Below are 23,135 nucleotides of genomic sequence, written 5' to 3'. Positions count from 1 at the left end.
GCATGATCATCCTTGGGGAGTGGCAGCACAGCGAAGCACGACGGACCTCCTGGACGCGGCCGTCCACGTCCGTGAGGCCGCCAGGAGCGCCACGAGCGGCGCCACCGGCATCGGCACGGTCCTGGCGGCGCTGTCGGAGGTGATGGAGTACGACCATGCCTCCCTGGCCCGGTGGGATCCGCAGCGCCGGTGCCACACCACCCTGGCCGGGAGCTACCCGGACGACGCCACGGCCTACATCGAGACCCGCCTCCACCACGACCCGGTGTTCGCCGTGCTCCGCAGCCCGGCCCGCGGCGGTCTCTGGCTCAGGGACGTCCCCCGGCAGCTCCTGGCCGCATCCCCCGGCTTCCAGGAGGTGCTGTCCCCCCTCGGCATCCGGGACGGCGTGGCCCAGTGCCTGTTCGCCACCGACGGCCGGTACGTCGGCATGCTGAACGTCAGCACCCGCCGGCCACGGCGCACGCCCGACCCGGCGCACGCCGTGGTCACCCTGCTCACCGAGGCCCTCGCCGCGGCCGTCGACCCCCGCTCGGGCCCGCCGCCCAAGGAGATCGCCGCAGTCGACCCCACCGTGGCCGTACGACCGCGCGGCGGACTCTCGCCACGGGAGCTGCAGGTGCTGGCCGAACTGACCACCGGCCGCACCAACCGGGAGATCGCCGAGCGGCTGTACATCACGCCGCGCACCGTGGGAACCCATATCGAGCACATCCTCGCCAAGCTCGACCTCCCCAACCGCGCGGCCGCCGCCGCGCGGGCCGTCGCCTGGGGGGTCGAACTCTCCCGCTGACGCCGGCCCGACAACTCAGCGCTCGGACCGCGGGCGCGCGCTGCGGGACACTCCGCTCCTGCACCTGCTGGGGCGACCACAGAGGGGCGAGACAGCCCGGTGCGGGCCCACCCCCGTGGGCTGGACGACCTTGCGCCGCGCTACGCGCTCCATGACCAACTCGCCCCATGCGCCCGCGTTCGACGGGCCCAGGGTAGGCGGTGATCAAGTGCCGGCACCCGGCCGCGTTCACCCATGAGCGGCCAGCACTGCCGCGAGGCCTTCCTGCAGGTCCTTGACGAAATACTCGGGAACCTCCAGTGACGGAAAATGTCCCCCGGTTTCGGGCGACCTCCATCGGACGATCTGTCGGTACCGTTCCTGCGCCCAGGCGCGCGGATACTTCTCGATGTCGCGGGGATACATGGTGATTGCTGTCGGGACGTCGACCCGAAGTTCGGGGTCCAGTGAGTTGTGGCTTTCGTAGTAGATGCGAGCCGACGATGCGCCGGTTCGCGTCAGCCAATACAGGGTGACGTCGTCGAGAATCCTGTCTCTGGAAATCGTCTCGAAGGGGCTGTCTTCCGTATCCGTCCACTCGGCGAACTTGTCAAGGATCCAGGCAAGAAGCCCGACCGGTGAGTCGACGAGCGAGTAGCCGATGGTCTGCGGTCGGGTCGCCTGCTGCTTCGCGTACGCCGCGCGGTGGTGCCAGAAATCGTGGGTTTCCTCGGTCCACTGGCGCTCGACCGCTGTCAGCCCGTCCGTTGTCAACCCGGGCGGTCCCTCCGCGAACGTGGTGTGGATGCCGAGAACGTGCGCCGGGAACCTGCCGCCGAGAACCGTGGTGATATTGCCTCCCCAGTCGCCGCCGTGGGCCGCGAACTTGCTGTAGCCGAGCCTTCCCATCAGTTCCACCCATGCGGCCGCGATCTTTTCGGTTCCCCACCCGGTGGTGGCCGGCTTGTCGCTGTAACCAAAGCCGGGTAGCGACGGGATCACGACGTGGAACGCCGGCGCGTCCGCATCGTTGGGATCTGCCAGTTCGTCCACTACATCGATGAACTCGGCAATGCTGCCCGGCCAGCCGTGGGTCAAGATCAGCGGAGTGGCATCCGCGCGGGTGGATCGGCGGTGCAGGAAGTGGATTCCCAGATCATCAATGGTCGTGCGGAACTGGCCGATGCCGTTGAGGCGCTCTTCGAACGACCGCCACTTGTACCCGGTGCGCCAGTAGTTCACGACATCGACGAGGTCGGCGAGAGGAACGCCCTGTTCCCATCGGCGGGGGTCGGGCGCGGCGCGACGGACCGTCTCGGCCTCCGGTAGCCGCGCCGCGGCCAGTCGCGCGCGCAGATCGTCGAGGTCGGCGTCAGTTGCATGGGCTTCAAACGCTTGCACGTCGCTGGTCGGACGGGGCATGAGACCTCCTGGCCATCGTGGAACCGGCTAAGACGGTTCTAACAGTTCTCCGAGCCACGCGGCAACCCTCTAAGGTGGTTCCATGCGTGCTGGATTTCCTGACTTCCGCCTCGGTAGCGTGCTGGCGACCAGCTTCACGGGGACTCTGTCGGAGCGGCGTGGCAACGCTGTGGAGCGCATTCCCACGCCGCAGCGACTCATCGACTGGCTGGCAGTGAGCGGCCTCGCCGTGGACTCCTGCACCCCTGCCCAGCTCGACCTCGCTCGGGAACTGAGGGAGTCGATCCACGCCGCCGCGACAGCGGCCGCGACCCAGGACGCTCTCCCCGCATCTGCTGTCCACGTCATCAATGACTGCAGCGCTCAAGGGCGGGCCGCGGCCATCCTGACGCCCGAGGGAAAGCGGCAATGGCGGCTCAGCTCTGCTTCCTGCGTGGAAGATGCCCTCAGCGTGATCGCCGCCGACGCGATCAGCATCATCGCGGGCGAACGAGACGGAAAATTGGCCCTGTGTGCATCACCAACCTGCCGAGCCGCCTTCTTCGACACCAGCCAGAGTCGCACCCGCAAATGGTGCGACATGAACACGTGCGGGAATCGTCAGAAGAAAGCGCGCTTCCATGCCAACCAGCGCAAAAACCCCAGATCAGCAGAGTGATCGTGACACCGTCACGCGGCGGCCGGCGCATGAGCCGTTCGGGCCCCGCCCCAACGCTGAGTCAGGACCGGGCCGTGCCAAGGGCGTTGCGCAGGAACGCCGTGGCCTGGTCGATGGCTCCGCGGGCGGCTTTGGAGTGGCTCAGTGAATTGAGCATCATGAAGTCGTGGACCGTGCCGTCGTAGCGCACCGTGGTCACCGGAACGTCGGCTGCTCGGAGCTTGGCGGCGTACGCCTCGCCCTCGTCGCGCAGCACGTCGGCCTCGTCGACGATCAGCAGGGCGGGCGGCAGGCCGGAGAGCTGCTCGACGGTGGCGTGGTTGGGAGACGCGGTGATCTCCGCGCGTTGGTCCGGGTCGGTCGTGTAGGCGTCCCAGAACCATTCCATCAGCTTGCGGCTCAGGTAGTAGCCGGTGGCGAACTGGTCGTAGGACCCGGTGTCCATGGCCGCATCCGTGACCGGGTAGTACATCGACTGCTGTATGAATTCGACGTCACCGCGCTCCTTGGCCATGAGGGCGAGTGCGGCGGTCATGTTCCCGCCGACCGATTCCCCGGCCACTGCCATGCGCTGTGCATCCAGCCCCTTGAACGCCCCTTCGCGGACGATCCACTGAGCGGTGGCGTAGCCCTGCTCGATGGCCACAGGGTAGTGCGCCTCGGGCGACGGCGTGTACTCCACGAACGCCACGGCCGCACGGGTGCCGACCGCCAACTCGCGCACCAGGCGGTCGTGGGTATGCGCATTGCCCAGCACCCAGCCACCGCCGTGCATGTACAACACGACGGGCAGCGTTCCGGTGGCGCCCTGTGGCTTGACGATGCGTACCCGCACCTCGCCCACCGCCGCCGGAACCGAAACCCACTCTTCGTCGACCGGCAGTTTGTCGACCGGCGCGGCCTGGAGGTCGTCGAGCACCTTGCGCGCTGCGGTCGGGTCCAGCTCGTACAGGAACGGATGTTGCGAGGTTGCGTCGGCGAGCTCCTGTGCCTCGGGCTCGAGGATGATTGAGGCGGTTCGACCAGCCATGGGACTGCTCCCTGGGAAATCCGAGAAGCGCACGACAATGGCGCGGGGCGCTGAAGAAGGCCGCGCTGCGCTCGGGCTGCGGGGCGGTCGGCAGAGCCTCCGCCCTTGTTCAAGCCCCTGGTGAGGATGTTCGTCCATTGTAATTGCCCATGCTCCGCAGCTGCATTCCAAGGAACCGCCCGATCCGTCCGCCGGGTGCTCGCCCGCTGACGACCCGGCCTCGTCGGTGACGGGCTCACCGACGAGTGGATACGCGGCCGACCGCCACCGGACGCGATCGCGCCGTGCGTGGTTCACGGGCGCATGCGCCAACGCCATGGTCCGCCTCTCACCGGTGGTGGTCCCGATCTGCTGCGCCCCGTAGTCCCGGATCGCCGGGAGGGAACACGCCGGCATGTGCGCTCCTGGGGATGCCGGTGGCGGTGAGTGCTTACGGCATCGCTGGTGGCAGTCGACTCGCCGGCCTGTGTTGGCGTGCCGGTTCCCGACGGCCGGGTCTGTTCTCCCGCGCCGAGTGCGGGGCCGGAGAGGCGGACTGTCCGGGTTCGGACATTTCATGGCCGGGGCCGGGTCGCGAACTGCTTACGTACCGGTGTCCTTATGGTGAGCGGCCCATGAGGGAGCCATGACGGCGGCCTCGCGTGCCATGACACCACTTGTGCGCCGGCCGGACCTTGCGGAGGCCCGGCCCGGCTGCGGCACAGGCCGAGCCTTGCGCTCGGTCAGGGGGAGAGTGCGCACTTCCACTCCGACCGAAGCGCCGACCTGCACCTCACGGCAAGGGAAGAGCCGCCGTTTCGAGAACGGCCCGAGAGGCTCATCCGCCCTCCGGCTCGTGCCGAACTCGCACGGGGCGATCATCTGCCTGGAATGCGACGCGGACATCGACCTGCTCCCGACCTTGATGAGCGTCGCTCTCCAGGCACACCAAGGGTGGCCGGATTCCGGCAACGTGCCACCCGCCCGGTGCAACGATCAACACGGCGGTCGTGCACGGGAGTTCCGGTGACGACCGCGTCGGACAACGTCCCGTCCCAGGTCAGGGGAGCACACCATGGCGATGGATACACGCGAGGAAGAAGCCATCCAGGCCGTTGTCGAACGCCTCACGGATGCCTACGCCACGACACGCACCCCCGAGGAGATCGGGGCAGCCGTCACCGAGGCCCATGCGTCCTTCAAAGACCGGCCGGTCCGTGACTTCGTTCCCGTACTCGTCGAACGCAAGGCCCGCGCTGTCCTCGACAACGAAGCCTCGACCAGGCAGTAACTCCCGCTTGCGGAGACCACCGCGCGGTGACGAGGGAGTTTCGGCGCGACGTTTCGGAGGCCCCGACCGGCCTGGTTCGGAGGGGTTGGGCATTGCCGCGCGGTGGCGGAGAGACGCGACTCTCGCTCCCACCGGAAGCGCCACCACTGACAGACCTAGGGCCGGACGGGGGAGTGGCTCGACGGAGGCGTGGGCCGGCAGACGTGGCGGCCGACGGACGTGTGGGTGGGCACCGACACCCGCCGGAACCCACCCACACATCCGCCCGCTCACACATCCGCCGACCCGCGGAGCCGCGAAGCCTTACGCCTGGTCGAGCATGCCCTCGCGCAGGCGGGCCAGGGCGCGGCTGAGGAGCCGGGAGGTGTGCATCTGCGAGATGCCCAGTTCGTTGCCGATCTGGGCCTGGGTCATCTCCTGGCCGAAGCGGAGTTCGAGGAGGTGCCGGTCGCGCTCTTCGAGCTGTTCCAGGAGGGGCTTGAGGGTGTGCAGGTCCTCGACGAGGTCCATCTCGGGATCGCGTTCGCCGATCAGGTCGGCGAGCGGGGTCTCATTGCCGTCGTCGCTGATCGTGACGTCGATGGAGGAGGCGTTGTAGCCGTTGGCGGCCACCTGCCCTTCGATGACCTCCTCCTCGCTGATGCCCAGTTCCTCCGCGAGCTCACCGACCTTCGGGTCCCGGCCGAGCCTGCCGGACAGCTTCTCGTTGGCCCGCGCGAGGTCCACACGGAGTTCCTGAAGGCGGCGCGGCACCCGCACGTCCCAGGTGGTGTCGCGGAAGAACCGCTTCATCTCCCCGGTGATGTAGGGGATGGCGAGGGTGGTGAACTCGACGTCGCGGGACAGGTCGTAGCGGTCGATCGCCTTGATCAGACCGATGGTGCCGACCTGCATGATGTCGTCCATGTCGTCGCCGCGGTTGCGGAAGCGCCGGGCCGCGTAGCGGACCAGGGAGAGGTTCATCTCGATCAGGGTGTTGCGCGCGTACTGGTACTCGTGCGTGCCTTCGTCGAGCGTCTCCAGCCGGCGGAAGAACATCTGCGTCAGGTCACGGGCGTCCCGGGGAGCGATGTTCTGCGGGTCCTCGATGTGCGGCAGCTCTCCCGGCAGCGCGACCGGCGCCGTGCGAACGTCGACCGCGGAGCCCTGGGCCGCGGCTTCCGGATCCTGGGCCTGGACCGCGGAGGTCGCAAGGCTGGCACCCATGGTGGTGTTCCCTCCTGCTGTCGTTGCTCGAATCATGCGACCGGGTACCCCCGCCCCGGCCGCCTATGCATCAGCCGGAGCATCCGGGTTCCGGCTCGATCATCCGGGCTCCGGCTCGGGCCACGCCTCTCGGGGCACGACTGAGACGGCGATCCCGGGGTATACGGGCGTCAGCGCACGTGGCAGGCTCGTGCGCGGAGCAAGCGGTGGAGATACATGTACCAGGCAGCGCCGAACACGGAAGAACATCGGCCATGGGCCGAGCCGACGCTCACGTCCTATGCCGCCTTCGACGCCAGTACCTCGTCCATCGCCGCTGCCCGCGCGTTCGCACGGGATTTCCTCACACAGGTGCAGTCCCAGCACGGCTTGCCGGTGTCCTCCCAGGTACTGGGGACGGGGCAGCTGGTCGTCAGCGAACTGGTCACCAACGCCTGCAAGTACGCGCCCGGACCGTGCCTCGTGGAGCTGGAGATCATCGGCGCCGCTTTGGTGATCACGGTGTGGGACAGCGACCCCACCCTCCCGGACGCCCGCCCGGCCGACCCGGAACGGATCGGCCGGCACGGCCTGGAGATCGTCCTCGCCGTCTGCCAGGACTTCGACGTACGACGCGAGCCGGTGGGCAAGCGGATCAAGGCCCACGTCCCCCTGGCTTGACCGCGCTACCTCCCTGGCGTGTCCGTGTTCGCGCCGTCCCGCCAACTGCTGGCCGGGTAGTCGACATAGCCGTCCGCTCCACCGGCGTAATAGGTGTCGCGGTCTCCGACCGCCAGTGACCGGCCCAGGGCGAAGCGGGTGACGAGGTCGGGGTTGGCGATGAAGTGCGTGGCGAAGGAGACGGCGTCGGCATCGCCCGACTCGATGAGGGCGTTGGCCGACTCGCGGTCGAAACCGTTGTTCGCGATCATCGGGCCGTGGAACTGCCGCCGGTAGCGGGCGATCGCCCCGACGTCGGGAGCCAGGTCCGACGGGCCGCGGTCCCGTCCGCGAAGGTGCAGGTAGGCCACCGGATGCTCGTTGAGTTCCGTCACGAGCGAGTCGTAGTCGGCGAGTGTCTCCTCGTCCGCCCGGAAGCGAGGCCCTTCCGTCCAGTACGGCCCCAGGCGAACCCCTACGCACCCTTCGTCCCACGGCTCCGCCACCGCATCGACGATCTCCAGGAGCAGGCGCCGCCGGCCGATGCGGTCGCCGCCGTATGCGTCGGTGCGACGGTTCAGCCGGGGATTGAGGAACTGCGCGATCAGGAACGAGCCGAGGGCGCCGACCTCCACCCCGTCGAACCCCGCGAGCCGGGCATGCACCGCGGCGGCACGGAAGTCGGCGACGGTGGCCGCGATGTCGGCCGTGGTCATCGCCCGGGGAGTGACGGTCTCCTGGAACCCGCTGGGGGTGAACGACCTGACGTGGGGATTGATCGCCGACGGGCCGGCGGGGCGCCGCCCGCCGAGATGGTCGGGATGCGAGGCGGCACCGGTGTGCCAGAGCTGCAGCACGATGCGGCCGCCGAGGGCGTGCACGACATCGGTGACGCGCCTCCAGGCGGCCACCTGCTCTTCGCTGTAGATGCCGGGCACGTGGACAAAGCCGATCGCCTCCCTGCTGACCCAGGTCGCCTCGGTGATGATCAGCCCGGCCCCGGCCCGCTCGGCGTAGTGGGCGGCATGCAGGGCGGTCGGGACCAGCCCTTCGCCCGTTGCCCGGGCCCGGGTGGTCGGGGCCATCACCACCCGGTTGGGCAGGGCAAGGCCACCGAGATCCGCTCGCTGCAGCAGCGGCTGCCCGAGATCCGGCAGTACGGCAGTGTTCATGGGGGTGCTCCTCACCATGCCGGGGCCGACCGCGCGCCTGGGCGAGGCTGCGGTCACGTCGGCCCTGTTGTATGCGTCATCACGGTGACGAAGCCCGAAGGCGAAAGGTGACCCGTGGACGAGCAGGAGCTGCTGGCGCAGCGATTCGAGACGTACCGAAGCCACCTGCGGGCGGTCGCCTACCGTCTGCTCGGCTCGCTCAGCGAGGCGGACGACGCTGTTCAGGAAGCCTGGCTGAGGCTGAGTCGCACCGACGCCGGTGCCATCGAGAACCTGCCCGGCTGGCTGCACACGGTCGTGTCCCGCCTGTGCCTCGACATGCTGCGCTCGCGCACCTCGCGACGAGAGGAACCGTGGGAGCAGCTGACCCACCGCGCCCCGGCCGATGCCCTGGCGGACGACCGGAGCGACCCGGAGGAAGCAGCGGTCATGGCCGACTCGGTCGGCCGCGCACTGCTCGTGGTCCTGGACACCCTCACGCCCGCCGAGCGGATCGCCTTCGTCCTGCACGACGGCTTCGCCGTGCCGTTCGAGCAGATCGCCCCCGTCGTGGACCGCTCACCGGCGACGACGAAGAAGCTCGCCAGCCGCGCTCGCCGCAAGGTGCGCGGCACCCCCGTGGTTCCCCCCGCCGACCTCGCCGAGCAACGCCGGGTCGTCGAGGCCTTCCTCGCCGCCGCACGCGACGGCGACCTGGCCGGCCTCCTCGCCGTGCTGGCCCCGGACGTCGTACGCCGGGCCGACCCTGCGGCCCTGCCGCCGGGCGTCGCGACGACAGCCCGGGGTGCACACACCGTGGCCGAGCAGACCGTGGTCCTCGGACGCCGGGCGCAGTTCGCCGCACCGGCACTCGTCAACGGAGCCGTCGGCGCGGTGGTGGCCCCGTACGGACGGCTGCTGCTGGCCCTCACCTTCACGGTCGAGGACGGGAAGATCACCGAGTACGAGGTGATCGCCGCTCCTCGCCTGGAGCTGTTGGACCTGGCCGTCCTCGCCATGTGACGCAGGTGCCCCGGGCGGGCTCCACCGCGCCGCGTCGAGGCGCAGGGGCCGCCGCTGGACGCACGCCGTCAGCGGTACCGGACAGGGATCTCCAGCGGCGCTACGGGACGAGGGCATGCGGTGGCGGTAGGGGACGAGGACCTGTGGCAGAGGCACCGGACGATGCCCGGCAGCCGCGCGCTCCCCACTTCCGTCAGGGCGCCTTGAAGAGCGCCGGAAAGCGGGGAGCGAGCCACGGCTTGCGGCCCCGGACGAGGATCCGGCCCTGGGCCAGGGCGCTCCACTGGCCGCGGCGGCCGAGTGCCATCAGGAGGAAGGTGACGGGCTCGACGAGGATGGTGCAATCCGGGCGGTTCGGTGGCTGCGGGTCCACGGACACCGTGCCGCCTCGCACCGTCACACCGAAGCGGGCACCACCCCACAAGCGGATCGTGTAGCGGGCGGTCAACGCGGCGGTGCGGGTGGAGTCGGTCACCCGCGGCATGGCCGTGATCAGGAACGGCAGCGTCAGCTCGACCCGGGCCCGGTCGATCATGTGCGGCCGGCCCAGGGCGCGGGCGAGATCGTAACCGTGGCCCAGCATGTGGGTGAGCAGGTACGACCCCAGTACGTCCGGCCCCATCGGGCCCAGCGGGGTGACGACGGTTCCTTCCGCCGCGCCCTCGCCCCGTGCCCGGAGATAGGCATCGGCCTGCGCCACGATCATCGCGGCCAGCGGCTCGGCCCGCCGCTCGTCGAACTCGGAGAGCGCCTGCGCGTTGGCCGCCGCCAGACTCTGCGGTGTGCCGTCCCCGTAGCTGCGTGTACGGCCCGCCGCGAGGTCGGCCATCAGTTCGTTGGCCTGCGCCAGATGCGCCGCCGCCTCCCCGACGGTCCACTCCGACCCTGGCACCGCCAGCCCCATGTCGGCGCCCCCGCGCAGCAGCGCGGCGATCTCCTCGGCGGTCTCGCGGATGGCCGCACCGAGCCCCTCGGGCAGAGCGCCCCGTACGTCCTGCCCCGCCACTGATTCCACGCCGCTCCACCCTCGGTCTCGTGCCCGTGCGGGATACGTGCGCCACCGGGCGGCGAACCCCTCACGGATCGCCGGGGAACAGGAGACCAGGCATCAAAGCCTGCGACAAGACCCTGAACAGCGACGTCGGACGAGGGCGGTGGCAGCACAGCGGACCACCGGCCCGGAGAAGCGTCAGGGAGATGCCGTCGGAACGCCGTCGGAACGCCGTCCGGACGCCGTCCGGACGCCGTGGGAGCGCCGAGCTGTCCGGACGCCGTGGGAGAGCGCCGTGATGACCTTGGGCCGCCCCGGCCCTCGCCGCACCCGCACGCCGCCATCGCACCTCCGGACAGCGCCTTCCGCATGCCCTCTCCCTCACGGCCGTCGCGCTCCACGGCTGTGCGGAATTCGCGGCGGCCCGGAAGCCGCTGCCCTAGGGTGACCGGATGATCGAGGTGCGATGCGCAGGCCCGGACGACGGGGACGTTCTCGGTGAGATCCACGCCGCGGCCTGGGAGGCGGCCTATGCCCCCTTCTTCGCCCCGGACTTCGCGGCGCGCGGCGTGCGGAGCAGGCGTACGCGATGGCATGCGCGGATCACGGAAGGGCCGGGCACGATCCTGCTGGCCGCACTCGACGGCCGCCCCCTGGCACTGTCCGTCTTCCTCCCCTCGCCGACCCGGCCGGGCCTCGCGGAGATCCCCACCTTCTACGGCCATCCCGACGGCTGGGGCAGCGGCATCGCCGGCACCTTGATGACCGAGACGCTGCGCCGCCTGCACGACGACGGATTCGCCCGGGCGCACCTGTGGACCCTGCGCGACACCCCACGGTCCCGCCGCTTCTACACCAAATGCGGCTTCACCGAGTCCGGTGCCGAGCGCACCTTCGACTTCGGCGACGGCAACGCCCTCGACCAGGTCGAATACCAGCGCGCCTGCTGACTGTCGCCGTCGCCGTCGCCGCCGCCCGGACGGCAGACCCGCGAAGCCGGGGGAGTGGTGGCCCTACTGGCACACTCGCCGCGCCCGGGGCCCAAGTCCGGCCCGACACCCTCGTATTGGGGTCGACGCCACGCCCCATCCGACTCCCGCGGGCCGCGACCAGGGTCGTTGCTCACGGATGTCCTGCCAGACGTCCTCACTCATATCCACACGGGGAAGCACATGGATGAATGCAGGTCGGACGCCTACCAGTCGGACGACATCTACATGGCGGGCAGACATGCCCCGGAGGGTTCCGCCGCCCACAACCTGTACCTCTGGATCGAGTCCCTGCACGACATCTTCGACCGATTCCTCGACCAGTACACCTCCGAGGAATGGCAGCACGACTACAGCGCCCGCGAACTGCCGGAACTGGAGCAGCATCTGCTCGACTTCTGCAAGGGCGACGACGGCAGCGACTCCAACGCGATATTCATCGAGTCCGCCGCGGCTTATCTGGGCGAGACGCTGCTGGAGGAAGCAGGAGGGCGCTGGGACTGGGACGAGAGCGCGGGCGCGAACGGGTTGCCCGTGGTGTGCCCGGACCCTGCCCTCGGCCTCGAACCGGTCGTCCCGCTCCTCGTCGTCGCCCAGGCCGTCAAGGAGCAGACGGGGAAGGTCTTCGCCACCGCCGCACGCCTGCTGCGCAAGGCGGTCAGGGACCGGCAGCGGGAACTCCCGGAGTGGTGGCCGAAGCGGGTCCCCACGCCGTGGGTGCACTACGGGTGCCTGCTCACGGCCGGCCATACCGCGGACCGCTGGCAGAACGCCCGCATGCTCGACTATCTCGACTGGTGGGCCGAGGAAGCGGGCGGCCGCCAGTGCTGGAACTTCACCCGCACGTCCCTGGACCGGCTGGAGGCGTTGCTGCGCAAGAACTTCCCGACGGTCGAGGACTACCAAGCGGCCAGCGACGAACCTTTCTGGGTCATGGCCGCCTGGTACGTGGGCAAGTGCATCGTCGAAGGCAAAGGCGCCCAGTGGCAGTACCGCGCCATCAACCCCGATGCCCCGCCCGGCACCTGGCACGCGGAGGACTGCTACTGGGCCGGCGCCGTCTTCGTCAACCAGCGACTCCGCTACGACGGTCACGCCGAACTCCTCCCCGTCATGCTGCGCGATGTCGTGGCCGGCGAGAGCCTGCGCGACGTGGTGGACCGCTTCCCGGACCGCGCCCCGGAGGGCGACTACGTCTGGGGAGCACCGACCTGGCCCACCGCCCTGTGGCAGCTGGCCAGCCCGGAACACCTGGAGACACCGTCGCTCCCACCCCTCACGGCAGCGGAACGGAACGAACTGGAGGAGACGGACGACCTGCGGGGCCCGGACTGGGAGGACAACCACCGCCTGCACACCTGGCTGGCCGAACGTCGTGAGAACTTCCCCGCGTGGGCCGATCAAGCAGGCGGAGGAACGGCCGCGTGGGACTTCTCCCCCCAGAGCCTCGACCGGCTCGAAGCCCTGGTGCGCAGCTCGTTCCGCACCTACGAGGAGATCTCGGCCGAGCAGGACGCCCCGTTCCTGGTGGGCGCGGCCTGGTACTTCGGGGAGGTCCAGGTCAGGCGGTGCGGCGCCGCCTGGAGGTGGTACCCGCAGCCTCCCGCCGAACCTCGCGCGGGCGACTTCCCGACGGTGGCGGGCCCCACACCCGACTCGAAGGACGAGGACGCGGACGACGAGGACGCGTACGGCGACGACTCCGATGCGGCCTACGGCCCTGATGAAGATGATGCCTACGGCCCTGATGAAGACGACGACGCTCACGTCCACATCTGCGACCCCATGAGCGAACTGCGCGCGCTGTTCGTACGCGACCCGGACGAGAGGCTGCGTCACGCCTTGAAGGCCTACGGTTAGCGAGTTCGCACGCGGTGGGCCGTGGCCCCCTCCGTCGCGCTGGTGCTCGACGCCGCGCCGCACGACGCCGCGCCGCACGACGACGCGCCGGGCTCCCCGTTCACCGACGCCGTAGGCGACTACGGCCCGCTCCCCGTCCGATGGAGCAGGTACCCGAATGGCCCCGACGACGGCTTCTGCGCGACCGGCCGCTCGTTACGGGGAGGAAGCGATCGGAACGGAAGGAAAACCGCCATGCCGACACAAGGCCCCGCCCGGCAGCCCACGACCGAACTCGACCCTCGCTACAGCTCCGCGCTCAATCCCCGCCCGGGTTCGGAGGACGTCACGGCCACCGAGTGGTCCGAGGCCCAGCGCCACCTGGAAGCCGCCGAGATCTTCTGGGTGTCCACGGTGCGGCCCGACGGCCGGCTGCACGTCACTCCCGTGATCGCCGCCTGGCACAACGGGGTGCTGTACTTCTCCACGGGCGCGGGGGAGCAGAAGGCGAGAAACCTTGCCCATCGCGGGCGCTGCGCGCTGACCACCGGGAGGAACTCGCTCAGTGAAGGGCTCGACCTCGTCGTGGAGGGCGAGGCGGTGCCGGTGACCGATCCGGCGCTGCTGGAGGAGGTGATCGCGGCGTACGAGGCGAAGTACGGGCCGCACATCACCTCACCCGAGGGCACCTTCCACGGGATCGGGGACGCCTTTCGCAGGGGGGACGCGGTGGTGTTCGCGGTGGCCCCGGCCACGGCGTACGGCTTCGGCCGGAACGACGGGGTCTACTCCCATACGCGGTGGGCGTTCTGACCCACCCCGCCCGAGGCCAGTTCCACGACCACATCCGACTCGGGCCCGGCAGACGGGCTTCCGAACTCGCCGGTCGTCAGGCGCCGAAGCGGCGGCGGGCGGTTCGATGTGACCGAGGTACCGGTGGCTCCCGTCGCACATTCCGTCCACCGTCGCCCGCAGCGCGCGGCCCGGATCCGTGAGGGTGTATTCGACCCGCGGCGGCACCGTGGGGTGCACCCACCGGTCGACCAGGCCATTGCGTCCCAGCATGCGCAGGTTCTGGGTGAGCATCTTGTGGCTGATGCCGTCGATCTCGTTGCGCTGGTCGGTCACCCTCAGGTTCCCCGGTTACCGAAAAGTGCGTTCTTCCATGTCAGCGGCCACTCTCCTACGGTGCTTGAGTAACCACAGGAGACCGCGTACGTCTCTCACGACATGGAGGCAGGCACATGGCCGTCACCCTGATGAACCCCAACGGACTGCCCACGATCGACGCCTACCGTCAGGTGTCGATCGCCACCGGGTCGAAGCTGGCGTTCATCGCCGGACAGGTGGCCTGGGACGCCGACGGGGTCACGGTCGGCGAAGGTGACCTCGCCGCGCAGGTCGAGCAGTGTTACCTCAATATCGCCACCGCCCTGGCCGAGGCCGGTGGTTCGTTCGGTGACGTGGCGAAACTGACCCTTTACGTCGTCGACTGGACCCCCGACAAGATGCCCCTGCTCCTGGAGGGGATCTCCCGTGCAGCCGCGAAGCTGGGAGTCGCCCCGGTCCCGCCGGCCACGCTGCTCGGCGTAGCGGCATTGGACGTCCCGGACCATCTCGTCGAGATCGAAGCCACCGCGGTCCTCGACTGAACCGTTGCTCCTCGCCCACTGAGCGCCGCGTAGAGCACGGCGGTGCTCAGCACAGCAGCAGTCCTGATGCGCCCGCTTCCGCTCTCACCCGCCGGCCCCGCCCCGCAGTTCGAGCCCACGACGCACACCGGGAGCTCGCATTACCCAGCCGCCTCGCCCGCGTCGAGATTGCAGATCGGCGCGGCGCTTTCGACGCCGTCGTCGTGCAGCACGTGGCGCACGCGGGCGATGTCGACGTAAGCGGCGTCGAGGGGATGCCGGGCCAGGCGCGAAAGTGCGGTGCAGTGCTTGGCGATCGAGGTTTTGCCCGGAATGAATATCGACAGCTCGTCCCGGGCCTCGAAGAGCTGCACCTCGACGTCGCCGGGCAGAGCCGCGAGAGTGTCCTCGTCCGCCGTAACGGGAACCTTCACCAGCAAGGACGGCTCCTCGCCGGTGAGGTTCCGCCTTCGCTGCTCCGGGGTCTCGTTGGCCATCGTCTGCCAAGGGAGCCCCGACACCGCGGCTCCGCAGGACTCCACGGTCTTGACCACGTCCTGAACGGTGGCGGTGATGGCTGCATGGCCCTCGTCCCATTCGTACGAGGTGCGTCCGTCCGGCGTGGCGGGCACCGGCTTCGACACCACCGTCATCTCGGGGACGCGGCGCCGGCGCACGTCCGGCCACGAGTGGACGAAGGCACGCGCGTCCCTGATCGCCTCGTCCTGAGCCCGCCGCTGGCGCTCCACCTCTGCGCCGTGCTGCTGCAACAGGGCTGGAGTCGCGTCCGGTTCGGCCAGAGCACGCCGGACGAGCTTGACGCTCATCCCCGTGCCGCGCAGGACGGTGATCAGCATGGCCTGTTCGACCTGCTCGAACCGGTAGCCGCGGTAGCCGGTCTGCTCGTCGACATGGGCCGGGACGAGCAGACCCTCGGAGTGGTAGAACCGCAGCGTCTGCGGCGGCAGATGGCACATTTCGCTGAATTCGCTGATGGACAACATGCCGCCATGGTCGTCCTTGCAGCAACTGCAAGGTCAAGCGCCGAGGCCCTTCAGGCGTGCTCGGACTCCTGCAGGACCCACGCTTCCGGCACGGCGAGGTCCTCGTAGAGGCGGCTGCGCTGGTCGGGGGCGAGAGTGGTGGTGACGGCGGCAAGCGTGCTGCCCGCCTGTTCGCCCGCGGCCCGGACGACATCGTGCACGATCGCCGTGCGCGTCGGAGGCGGCAGGGCCGGCAGCATCCTGCGGAGGTCGGTGAGGGCCTCCTCCTGGGTACGGGACGCGCGAAAGGCGGCGTACACAGCTCCCAGTTCCTCGTCGCTCGCGTGCTCCCACAGCGCCGGCATCGCGACGGTCTCTTCCACGTACAGGTGCGCCAGGTAGGCACTGATCACCTCGTTCAGCGCGAGGTACAGCGCATGCTGGGCCTCCGCGAGGGCTTCGGCCGCGCGCGTGGGCAGTGCGCGCGCCCGCTCGTCCAGTGCGACGAAGGCCGCGTCGAGGCGCACATGCTCCGCCTCCAACGCATCGGCCGCCTCCGGTGCCCGCTCCCGCAGAAGCCGGTGAATGAAGGTGTCTTCATGATCGGCGTGCTCGCGCAGCTCCTGCGTCATCGCCAGGCAGCGCTCCGCCTGATCGGCGGCGGTGCCGCGCTGGGCGATGTCCGCGCCGCCAAGCCCGACGGCAAGGGCGAAGAGGCGTGCACGCTGCCCCATGTGGACGTTCCGATAGAGATCGATCTCGGGCATGGCCTGTCCTCCGGGTGTCGTTCCAGCGATATCCGATATGACAATATGCTGCTATGTAAGCAACATGTTGTCAAGTGTGGGTCGCCTGTCCCGCTGATCGGCTCGTGCGGGGCCTTGAGCTCGGCCGTGCGCCGGCCCGTCGAGGGGCCCGGATAGGCGGCAGCCATGCCGCCGCCGAGCCGGGCGATGAGCCGGAACGATCCGAGCTGGGCGGGGTCGTCGTCGGCAGGGGCGGGTCATCCGGGCATCAGGGCACTCGATGGCGAGGCGCCGTCGGCGCATGGGGGTCACCAGGTGACGGCGGGTGAGGGTGAGGCGCGCGGGCCGGGTCGGGCGAAGGGGCCGAGTGGTGGGCGAGTGCGGCTACAGGGCCTGTCCTGCGGCGAGCGCGCGCGGCATCCATCGGCTGCATGAGGAGCCGAGCCGGAGCGAGCGGCGAGGGCCCCTCCCGCGCCCTTGAGGCGTGGGGGAGAGTGCAGTGCGCCAGACGCCGCGAGCCCCGCCCCCCCCGGGCGGACGGCGGGAGTTTGCGGGCATCCCCTAGGTCGACAAATTTCGGCCCCGTATAACTCCCTGCGGCCGGATTCCACCTGCTGGAGGGGCTCTCACTTGCCCTCTGGCGATGTGATCGTCATATCCTCCGGCAGTGCTGCCTTCCCGGTGGCCGGGGCACCTTGGCGTCCCTTGACGTCTATTGACGCCCCGTCGAATCTCCTCATGAACGCGTGAGACCAGGGAGCGTGCAGGTGCTGAACGAGTCGGTTTTTCGCGATGAGGACGTGCCGGCGAGGGACCGGTTGGCCCACTGGGCTGAGCGTCTGAGACAGACGCATGCTCCGGTGCGCCTGAGCAGCGACCACGCACTCGACTTCCGGGCTTCCCAGCGCGTGTTGGACCTCGGGGCCGTGACCATGTGGCCGGCTACCTTCGAGCAACTGGTGATCCAACGCACGCCGAAGCTGATCCGGCAGTCCGACCCGGAGCAGTACCACCTCTCCTTCGTCGTGGACGGAACCGGGGGGTGCAGCTGGGACGACCACGAGACCGTCTACCATCCGTCCGACCTGCACATAAACGACTCTTCGATGCCGTGGGAGATCCATACCGGCAAGGATCCGGTCACGATCGTCGGGCTTGAGGTCCCCAAGACGATGCTGCCGCTGCCACGCGTCATGACGAGCAGCACGGTCCCACGACAAGTATCGACCCGGGACGGGGTGGGAGCGCTGTTGGCCCAGTTCCTCACCCAACTGATCACGGATACAACCCCGTACCAGCCTTCCGACGGTCCGCGTCTGGGAACGGTGCTGTCCGACTTGGTGGCCGCGCTCTTCGCCCACACGCTGGAAACCGGCAACTCCCTGCCTGCCGACACACGTCGGCGGGCCCTCATCTTGCGCATCAAAAATTTCATGCAGGAGCATCTGCATGACCCACAGCTCACCCCGGCCACCGTCGCTTCCGAGCACCACATCTCTACGAGCTACCTGCATCGCCTCTTCCAAGATGAAGAGGAGACAGTCGCCGCCTGGATCCGTAATCGGCGCCTGGATGCCGCCCGCCGCGACCTCACCGATCCGGCGCTGTGCTCCACTCCCATCCAGGCCATCGCCGTTCGGTGGGGCTTTCCTCGTGCCGCTGACTTCAGTCGTGCCTTCCGCCACACATATGGAGTCTCACCGAAGGACTACCGGAGCCAGGAGCGGGCCCCGGGCGCGGCGCTCGCGGTGATACGGCGGTGTGAGTAGGCGGCGCCATGCCCTTCGCCCGGGGCCCCGAATGCCCCGCCCGTCAGGTGGCCGCGTGGGGGAGTGGTCCTGGCTTGGTGCGTGCTGCGCCCGCAGGGCACAGTCCCGCTCCGCTTCCCTGGCTGGCGGGGGAGGCGTCGACTCGGGTACGCCGGTCACCACGAGCGCCGATCGCCTGCCGGCGACCTTGCCCCTGCCGCCCCGCCCCGACACCCGGGCGGAAGCGACGGCCCCACGGCGGACGGTGTCGGACTGGTCTGCCGCAGGGGCCGGAGGCGAGGACTCGGTGGCCGAGGCGGGCGTTGAGGGCCAGTACGACCAGCCGGCCGTCCTGGGGCACTGCCGGGAGTGCCTGGTCCGGCAGGTCGTCCTCCGCCGCAGCGCGTCCTCAGCAAGAAGACTCGGATCCGGGCGTCACACGATGGGCTGGTCAACAGCTCCGCTCCCGCCCGGCGCTGCCAGGCACCTCAGGTCGGCCCGTTGCCCTCCGTCTCTGCCGCGTCGGGGCGGGCTCAGGTCAGGCGGGGGGCGACCTTCTTGACCTTGTTCGTCCGGACGTTGATGAGGGTCGGGCGTTCCCGGTCGGCGACTCCGGCGCGGAGCATCTCGGCGACCTGGTCGGTGTCGTTGGCTTCGTGCGCGTCGATGCCGTAACTCGCGGCGGTGGCCGCGATGTTCAGCTCGGGCAGGTCGAGTCCGGGGATGCCCATGGCGCTCTCGATGTCGGCGAACTGCTTGAGGACGCCGTATTCGTCGTTGGAGGAGACGACGATCGTCAGTGGGATCTTGTAGCGGGCCGCGGTCCACAGGGACGTGATCGCGTAGTGCATCGACCCGTCGCCCATGAGGGCGATCACCGGACGGTCCGGGGCGCCGAGTTGGGCACCGACAGCGGCGGGCAGCCCGAATCCGAGGCCCGCGCCGACAGCGGACATGTGGGAGAGGGCGGCCCCGGGCCGTACGTATTCCGTGATCGGGACCTCGTTGGAACCAGCCTCGCTCACGAACAGGGCGTCCGCCGGGGCGGCGTGGCCGACGGCCGTCCACAGGTCCGCGGCCTGCATCGGGGCCTCGGCCCGTTTTGGGCGCGCCACGTCGGGCCGGGCCTGGGGGGCCGTGCGCGACGATTCGGAAGTCTCGCCCAGCAGCGCCTCCACCGCGGCCCGGACGTCCGCCACGTAGGCGTCACCGATGGGTGCGCGGGCGGCTTCGTCCGGGTCGCTCGTGATGTGGATGAGGGAGGTGCCCTCGGGCAGATACGGGCCGGGGATGTAGGGGTAGTAGCGGAAGGCCGGGCCGCCGAGGACCACGACGAGGTCGTGGCCCTTCAGCTCTTCGGAGATCCAGCCGGCGCCGGGCGGGAGCAGGCCCTGGTACAGAGGGTGGTTCTCCGGGAACCCGGACAGCCCCGGGAGCGGCGACGTCCACACGGCGGCCTTGCTGCGCTCGGCCAGCTTCACGACGAGGTCCCCGGCTCCGGCGTGCTCCAGGTCGCCGTGGACGACGAAGGCGGGTGACTTGGCGGTGGAGAGCCGACCGGCGATCTTCTTCGCCAGGTCCTTGCGGAAACCTCCGGCGTGGGTGACCTCACGGTCCCGGATCGCCTCGATCTCCGCAATCTGGGCGTCGTTGAGTTCGTGGGCCATGTCGTCCATCGGCAGGGAGACGAAGACCGGTCCGGTGGGCGGGGACATCGCGATATGGATGGCGCGGGCGAGGACCGCGGGTACCTCGCTCGCGATGGCCGGCTCGGCGGACCATTTGACGAACGGACGCGGGACCAGGACGGCGTCCTCGTTGGTCAGGAGGGTCTTTTGATTCTGCATGGCACGACGTTGGTTGCCCGCGGTGACGATGAGCGGTGTCTTGTTCAGGTAGGCGTTGTACAGGGAGCCGACGGCGTTGCCGAGGCCGGGCGCCGTGTGCACGTTGACCAGGGCGGGACGTCCGGTGACCTGCGCGAAGCCGTCGGCCATGCCAACCGGCACCATTTCCTGCAGCCCCAGGAGATAGCGGAAGTCGCTGGGGAATTCGTCCAGCAGGGTCAATTCGGTGGAGCCGGGATTACCGAACCATGTGTTGAGCCCGTGCTGCCTGAGCAGATCGATAGTGGCTTGACGGACAGTCGGCACAGCATGTCCCTTCGTCGCGCACTCGCGTCGTCGTTCCGATGGCCCCCGTCGGCGATAACCCGGAGTTCCCGGATTCGGCCGTCGGCCGAATACAGAGCCGGTCTTCGGTATGGACGCCCGCCGCCAGGCATTCTTCGCGAATTTAACAGCGCACGAGAGAAATACGGCGGTGCCGCTCGCGTGCTGTCCGATACCGCGGGGGCGGGAAGCGCCGCATGGTGGATCGCCCGGGCCCGAGCCCTCCCACTGATTTCCGGGGAACACCGACCGTCGGCGTCCTGGCGCGGAGGAACCAGGCGAAGGGGACGCGCAAAAGTCACTGCGGTGTTGTGTTTCGCGGCATGTGCGGCCCTGGCCGGTGACGGGCCGCGCCGATCGTGACCTGGTCCCGTTGGACAACACCGCTGACCGGGTGGGCGCTTTTGCCCTACTGCACGGCGACGCCCCTGTCCGGAGTCCGGTACAGGGACGTCGCCTGGCATCGCCAGGCGGGCGAAGGAGCACTCGGACACGCCTGGTCGGGACATCCCCGAGGTGCAGGGATGCGCCTCAACTTACGGTCGCAACAGCTTGTCATTGTTGCGACACGCGGCGGCCGTGGGCCCGCACCACACCCACTCAGGACGGCCGGCTGTGCGGAAGCACGAGGTCAGCTGCCGAGATCAATGTGCCGAGCGGCTCCTCGGCGTCCACCATCTCGAGGAGCGGTTTCACGTGCGGCGTGGGCCGGGTGCCGAGATGCTGCCCCCAGTTAGTTGCTGTCGGGACCACCCTCACGGTGCAGCCGTCCGCACGCAGCAGTTCGTAGATCCCTCTCCGGCCCGGTCCGTCGACGAATCCGTGTCGTCGACGGCGGATACCGGGAGCGGCAGCCCACGCCGCGGATGGACGTTGGAAACCGTTGACTCCCGGCATTCACTCTCATGGCTCGCCGTGTGACCCGGTTGGGGTGCGTGGCCGCGCCTGCTGGTGCGGATGGGTGAACACTCAGGTGCCATAGCTCTCACAAAGAAGGGGAGATGGACATGGCGGCATTTCCGGTCCCCGGCTCACGGCGCCGAATACGCCGTACGCCCGTCATCGTGGCCGGGTGTGCCATGGCCCTGTGCGCGACCGTGGCAGCTCCTGCCGCCGCGGACGGAGGCACGGCCACGACCACCGCCAAACCCACCGTCGTGCTGGTGCACGGGGCGTTCGCGGACGCCTCCAGCTGGAACGGGGTGGTCGAGCGGCTCGAACGCCGCGGCTACTCCGTCATCGCCCCCGCCAACCCGCTGCGCGGGCTGTACAGCGACTCCACCTACATCGCTTCCGTGCTGGACAGCATCAAGGGACCCCTCGTACTGGTGGGGCACTCTTACGGCGGCGCCCTGATCAGCTCGGCCGCCGCGGGCAACAGCCGGGTGAAGTCCCTGGTGTACGTATCGGCGCTGATGCCCGACGTGGGCGAGAGCGGGATGTCCCTGTCCGCCAGGTTCCCCAGCGAACTCGGGACCGCCACGAAGTCCGTTCCCTACCGGGCCGGCGGCGGCGTCGGCGGGACCGACCTCTACCTCAAGCCCGACCGGCTCCGGCCGGTCTTCGCCGCCGACCTGCCGGAGAGCACGACGAGGGTCATGGCGGTGACCCAACGGCCCGTGGCAACGACCGCGTTCTCGGAGAAGGCCAAGGTGGCGGCCTGGAAACACATCCCGTCGTGGTTCCTCGTCGCGAAGCAGGACAGGACCATCAACCCTGACCAGGAACGCTTCGAGGCGAAGCGCGCGGGTTCCCGCACGGTGGAGATCGACTCCTCTCATGTGGCCATGATCGCCCACCCTGAAGCGGTCACCGACCTCGTCCTCCAAGCCGCCACGGCAGCCGAGTCCGCCCGACCCGAGCTGCCCGCCACCGGATCCACCCCTGCCGCCCGGGCCGGGACCGCACTCACCGGCATCGCCGCCGCCTCGTTGATCGCGGGGGCAGGAGCCGTCCTCCTGGGCCGCCGGCTGAGGCGCCCCGCGCCCTGACGGCGCTTCAGGACGGTATTCCTTCCCGTGTCACCGGCGACCGTAAAGGGCGTACGGCCGGTGGTTTTCGACCGCGCTTCACCGAAGCTATGACGGGATCGTGTCGCAGCCACCAGGCAGCCTACGGCGGGACCACCGCGGAGGCGCCTGTTTGATGAGGTTCGCCACGGCGGCCGGCTGTGTCACGTAGAGGGCGTGGCTGCCCCCGGCCTCGATGGTGGTCGAGCAGGCTCGCGCGGACATGGCGCGCTGTGCGGGCGGGGGACCATCTCGTCGTCGGCGGCGGCCAGGTACCAAGGCCAGGATCCGAACCTCCATCCCGATTCTGGTCGAACGCCGAGCGCGGAACATGCTCAACGCCGGCAGCCGGGACAGCGCGCCCGGAAACGTCGGCGCAGCAGCGATCGAGGCCGTGAGGCGAGGATTGCCTCGGCGTCGTCACTGATTGTCCGGATCACGTCCGCAGCGGGGCGGACGGCATCGACGAAGAACGCCGACTGGCCGGAGAGGACCGAGCTCGTGTCGGGGTCGGGTGGGGCGTCGACGGGATGGGAGGCCTCCGAGGGGGCGCCTTCCGCTGTACGGTCCCGCAGCGTTGCCCCACGCTCTGACCACTCGTCGGTGAATCGATTGCGGCGGACGCGTTCGCCGATGGTCTCCGGCCATGGGAGCCCTGAGACGATGTCGTAGGTTCGTGTCCATACGGTCGCTGCCGTCACTCTCGACGATCAGGCGCTTGTGGGCATCGTGCAACTCGACCGTTTCGGGCGTGGCGAGAAACGCCGTGCCCAACCAGGCGCCGTCCGCACCGGCGGTGAGGGCCGCTGCGCGTGTGCGACCGTCGCCGATGCCCCCGGCGGCGAGCACCGGAACAT

20 protein-coding genes and 1 pseudogene are annotated in these 23,135 nt (G+C 69.5%); 11 read left to right on the top strand and 10 right to left on the bottom strand.

Features of this window, described 5'->3' with window-relative positions:
* Positions 1-19 precede the first annotated feature (19 nt).
* Positions 20-793, top strand: coding sequence for a helix-turn-helix transcriptional regulator (locus AB0411_RS21455; RefSeq protein WP_366418858.1), 774 nt, complete (start codon positions 20-22; stop codon positions 791-793).
* Positions 794-1,021: 228 nt separating this feature from the next.
* Here the strand turns inward: AB0411_RS21455 and AB0411_RS21450 are convergent, their stop codons facing one another.
* Entirely contained in the window at positions 1,022-2,194 is a 1,173-nt protein-coding gene (locus AB0411_RS21450; protein ID WP_366418857.1) for an epoxide hydrolase family protein, read from the bottom strand.
* A gap of 82 nt (positions 2,195-2,276) precedes the next feature.
* Between AB0411_RS21450 and AB0411_RS21445 the strand changes: the two genes are divergently transcribed.
* Positions 2,277-2,852: a CGNR zinc finger domain-containing protein gene (locus AB0411_RS21445; RefSeq protein ID WP_366418856.1), complete on the top strand. Its 576-nt coding sequence runs from the start codon at positions 2,277-2,279 to the stop codon at positions 2,850-2,852.
* A 61-nt stretch (positions 2,853-2,913) separates the two neighbouring features.
* Here the strand turns inward: AB0411_RS21445 and AB0411_RS21440 are convergent, their stop codons facing one another.
* Positions 2,914-3,882, bottom strand: a complete 969-nt coding sequence (locus AB0411_RS21440; RefSeq protein WP_366418855.1) for an alpha/beta hydrolase — start codon at positions 3,880-3,882, stop codon at positions 2,914-2,916.
* 1,054 nt (positions 3,883-4,936) lie between these two features.
* Here AB0411_RS21440 and AB0411_RS21435 point away from each other — a divergent pair.
* Positions 4,937-5,152, top strand: a complete 216-nt coding sequence (locus tag AB0411_RS21435) for a three-helix bundle dimerization domain-containing protein (protein ID WP_366418854.1) — start codon at positions 4,937-4,939, stop codon at positions 5,150-5,152.
* A 303-nt stretch (positions 5,153-5,455) separates the two neighbouring features.
* Here the strand turns inward: AB0411_RS21435 and AB0411_RS21430 are convergent, their stop codons facing one another.
* Positions 5,456-6,358, bottom strand: a complete 903-nt coding sequence (locus tag AB0411_RS21430) for an RNA polymerase sigma factor SigF (protein WP_366418853.1) — start codon at positions 6,356-6,358, stop codon at positions 5,456-5,458.
* Positions 6,359-6,574: 216 nt separating this feature from the next.
* Between AB0411_RS21430 and AB0411_RS21425 the strand changes: the two genes are divergently transcribed.
* Entirely contained in the window at positions 6,575-7,018 is a 444-nt protein-coding gene (locus AB0411_RS21425; RefSeq protein ID WP_366418852.1) for an ATP-binding protein, read from the top strand.
* A 5-nt stretch (positions 7,019-7,023) separates the two neighbouring features.
* On the opposite strand, the gene AB0411_RS21420 is transcribed toward AB0411_RS21425, so the two are convergent.
* Positions 7,024-8,169 (bottom strand): alkene reductase, encoded by a 1,146-nt coding sequence (locus tag AB0411_RS21420; protein WP_366418851.1) that lies wholly within the window; start codon positions 8,167-8,169, stop codon positions 7,024-7,026.
* Between the two features lie 114 nt (positions 8,170-8,283).
* Here AB0411_RS21420 and AB0411_RS21415 point away from each other — a divergent pair, with 114 nt between their 5' ends.
* Positions 8,284-9,171, top strand: a complete 888-nt coding sequence (locus AB0411_RS21415; protein WP_366418850.1) for a sigma-70 family RNA polymerase sigma factor — start codon at positions 8,284-8,286, stop codon at positions 9,169-9,171.
* Between the two features lie 193 nt (positions 9,172-9,364).
* Here the strand turns inward: AB0411_RS21415 and AB0411_RS21410 are convergent, their stop codons facing one another.
* Positions 9,365-10,186, bottom strand: coding sequence for a maleylpyruvate isomerase family mycothiol-dependent enzyme (locus tag AB0411_RS21410; RefSeq protein ID WP_366418849.1), 822 nt, complete (start codon positions 10,184-10,186; stop codon positions 9,365-9,367).
* A 428-nt stretch (positions 10,187-10,614) separates the two neighbouring features.
* On the opposite strand from AB0411_RS21410, the gene AB0411_RS21405 reads away from it, so the two are divergent.
* The 3 genes from AB0411_RS21405 (at position 10,615) to AB0411_RS21395 (ending at position 13,803) form a co-directional block, all read left to right on the top strand.
* On the top strand, positions 10,615-11,112 hold the full coding sequence (locus tag AB0411_RS21405; protein ID WP_366418848.1) for a GNAT family N-acetyltransferase: 498 nt from the start codon (positions 10,615-10,617) through the stop codon (positions 11,110-11,112).
* 222 nt (positions 11,113-11,334) lie between these two features.
* Positions 11,335-13,011, top strand: coding sequence for a hypothetical protein (locus tag AB0411_RS21400; RefSeq protein ID WP_366418847.1), 1,677 nt, complete (start codon positions 11,335-11,337; stop codon positions 13,009-13,011).
* Positions 13,012-13,245: 234 nt separating this feature from the next.
* On the top strand, positions 13,246-13,803 hold the full coding sequence (locus AB0411_RS21395; protein WP_366418846.1) for a pyridoxamine 5'-phosphate oxidase family protein: 558 nt from the start codon (positions 13,246-13,248) through the stop codon (positions 13,801-13,803).
* Between the two features lie 76 nt (positions 13,804-13,879).
* Here the strand turns inward: AB0411_RS21395 and AB0411_RS21390 are convergent.
* Positions 13,880-14,124 (bottom strand): annotated as a pseudogene (locus tag AB0411_RS21390) (winged helix-turn-helix transcriptional regulator); the annotation flags it as partial.
* 110 nt (positions 14,125-14,234) lie between these two features.
* Between AB0411_RS21390 and AB0411_RS21385 the strand changes: the two are divergent.
* Positions 14,235-14,642, top strand: a complete 408-nt coding sequence (locus tag AB0411_RS21385; RefSeq protein ID WP_366418845.1) for a RidA family protein — start codon at positions 14,235-14,237, stop codon at positions 14,640-14,642.
* Positions 14,643-14,782: 140 nt separating this feature from the next.
* On the opposite strand, the gene AB0411_RS21380 is transcribed toward AB0411_RS21385, so the two are convergent.
* Positions 14,783-15,625, bottom strand: a complete 843-nt coding sequence (locus AB0411_RS21380) for a MerR family transcriptional regulator (RefSeq protein ID WP_366418844.1) — start codon at positions 15,623-15,625, stop codon at positions 14,783-14,785.
* Positions 15,626-15,675: 50 nt separating this feature from the next.
* A complete protein-coding gene (locus AB0411_RS21375) occupies positions 15,676-16,371 on the bottom strand; it encodes a hemerythrin domain-containing protein (RefSeq protein WP_366418843.1) in 696 nt (231 codons plus the stop codon).
* A 746-nt stretch (positions 16,372-17,117) separates the two neighbouring features.
* Between AB0411_RS21375 and AB0411_RS21370 the strand changes: the two genes are divergently transcribed.
* Complete coding sequence (locus tag AB0411_RS21370; RefSeq protein WP_366418842.1) at positions 17,118-18,119, top strand: helix-turn-helix domain-containing protein; 1,002 nt, start codon at positions 17,118-17,120, stop codon at positions 18,117-18,119.
* A gap of 512 nt (positions 18,120-18,631) precedes the next feature.
* Here the strand turns inward: AB0411_RS21370 and mdlC are convergent.
* Positions 18,632-20,251, bottom strand: a complete 1,620-nt coding sequence (gene mdlC, locus AB0411_RS21365) for a benzoylformate decarboxylase (protein WP_366418841.1) — start codon at positions 20,249-20,251, stop codon at positions 18,632-18,634.
* 1,025 nt (positions 20,252-21,276) lie between these two features.
* Between mdlC and AB0411_RS21360 the strand changes: the two genes are divergently transcribed.
* Complete coding sequence (locus AB0411_RS21360) at positions 21,277-22,260, top strand: alpha/beta fold hydrolase (RefSeq protein WP_366418840.1); 984 nt, start codon at positions 21,277-21,279, stop codon at positions 22,258-22,260.
* Positions 22,261-22,698: 438 nt separating this feature from the next.
* On the opposite strand, the gene AB0411_RS21355 is transcribed toward AB0411_RS21360, so the two are convergent.
* Complete coding sequence (locus AB0411_RS21355) at positions 22,699-23,127, bottom strand: nitronate monooxygenase (RefSeq protein WP_366418839.1); 429 nt, start codon at positions 23,125-23,127, stop codon at positions 22,699-22,701.
* Positions 23,128-23,135 lie beyond the last annotated feature (8 nt).

The sequence above is a fragment of the Streptomyces angustmyceticus genome, from assembly GCF_040701845.1.
In the GTDB taxonomy this organism is placed as follows: Bacteria; Actinomycetota; Actinomycetes; order Streptomycetales; family Streptomycetaceae; genus Streptomyces; species Streptomyces angustmyceticus_A.
Note: the sequence above shows the minus strand (reverse complement) of the source record. Positions and strands in the feature narration are given on the sequence as shown.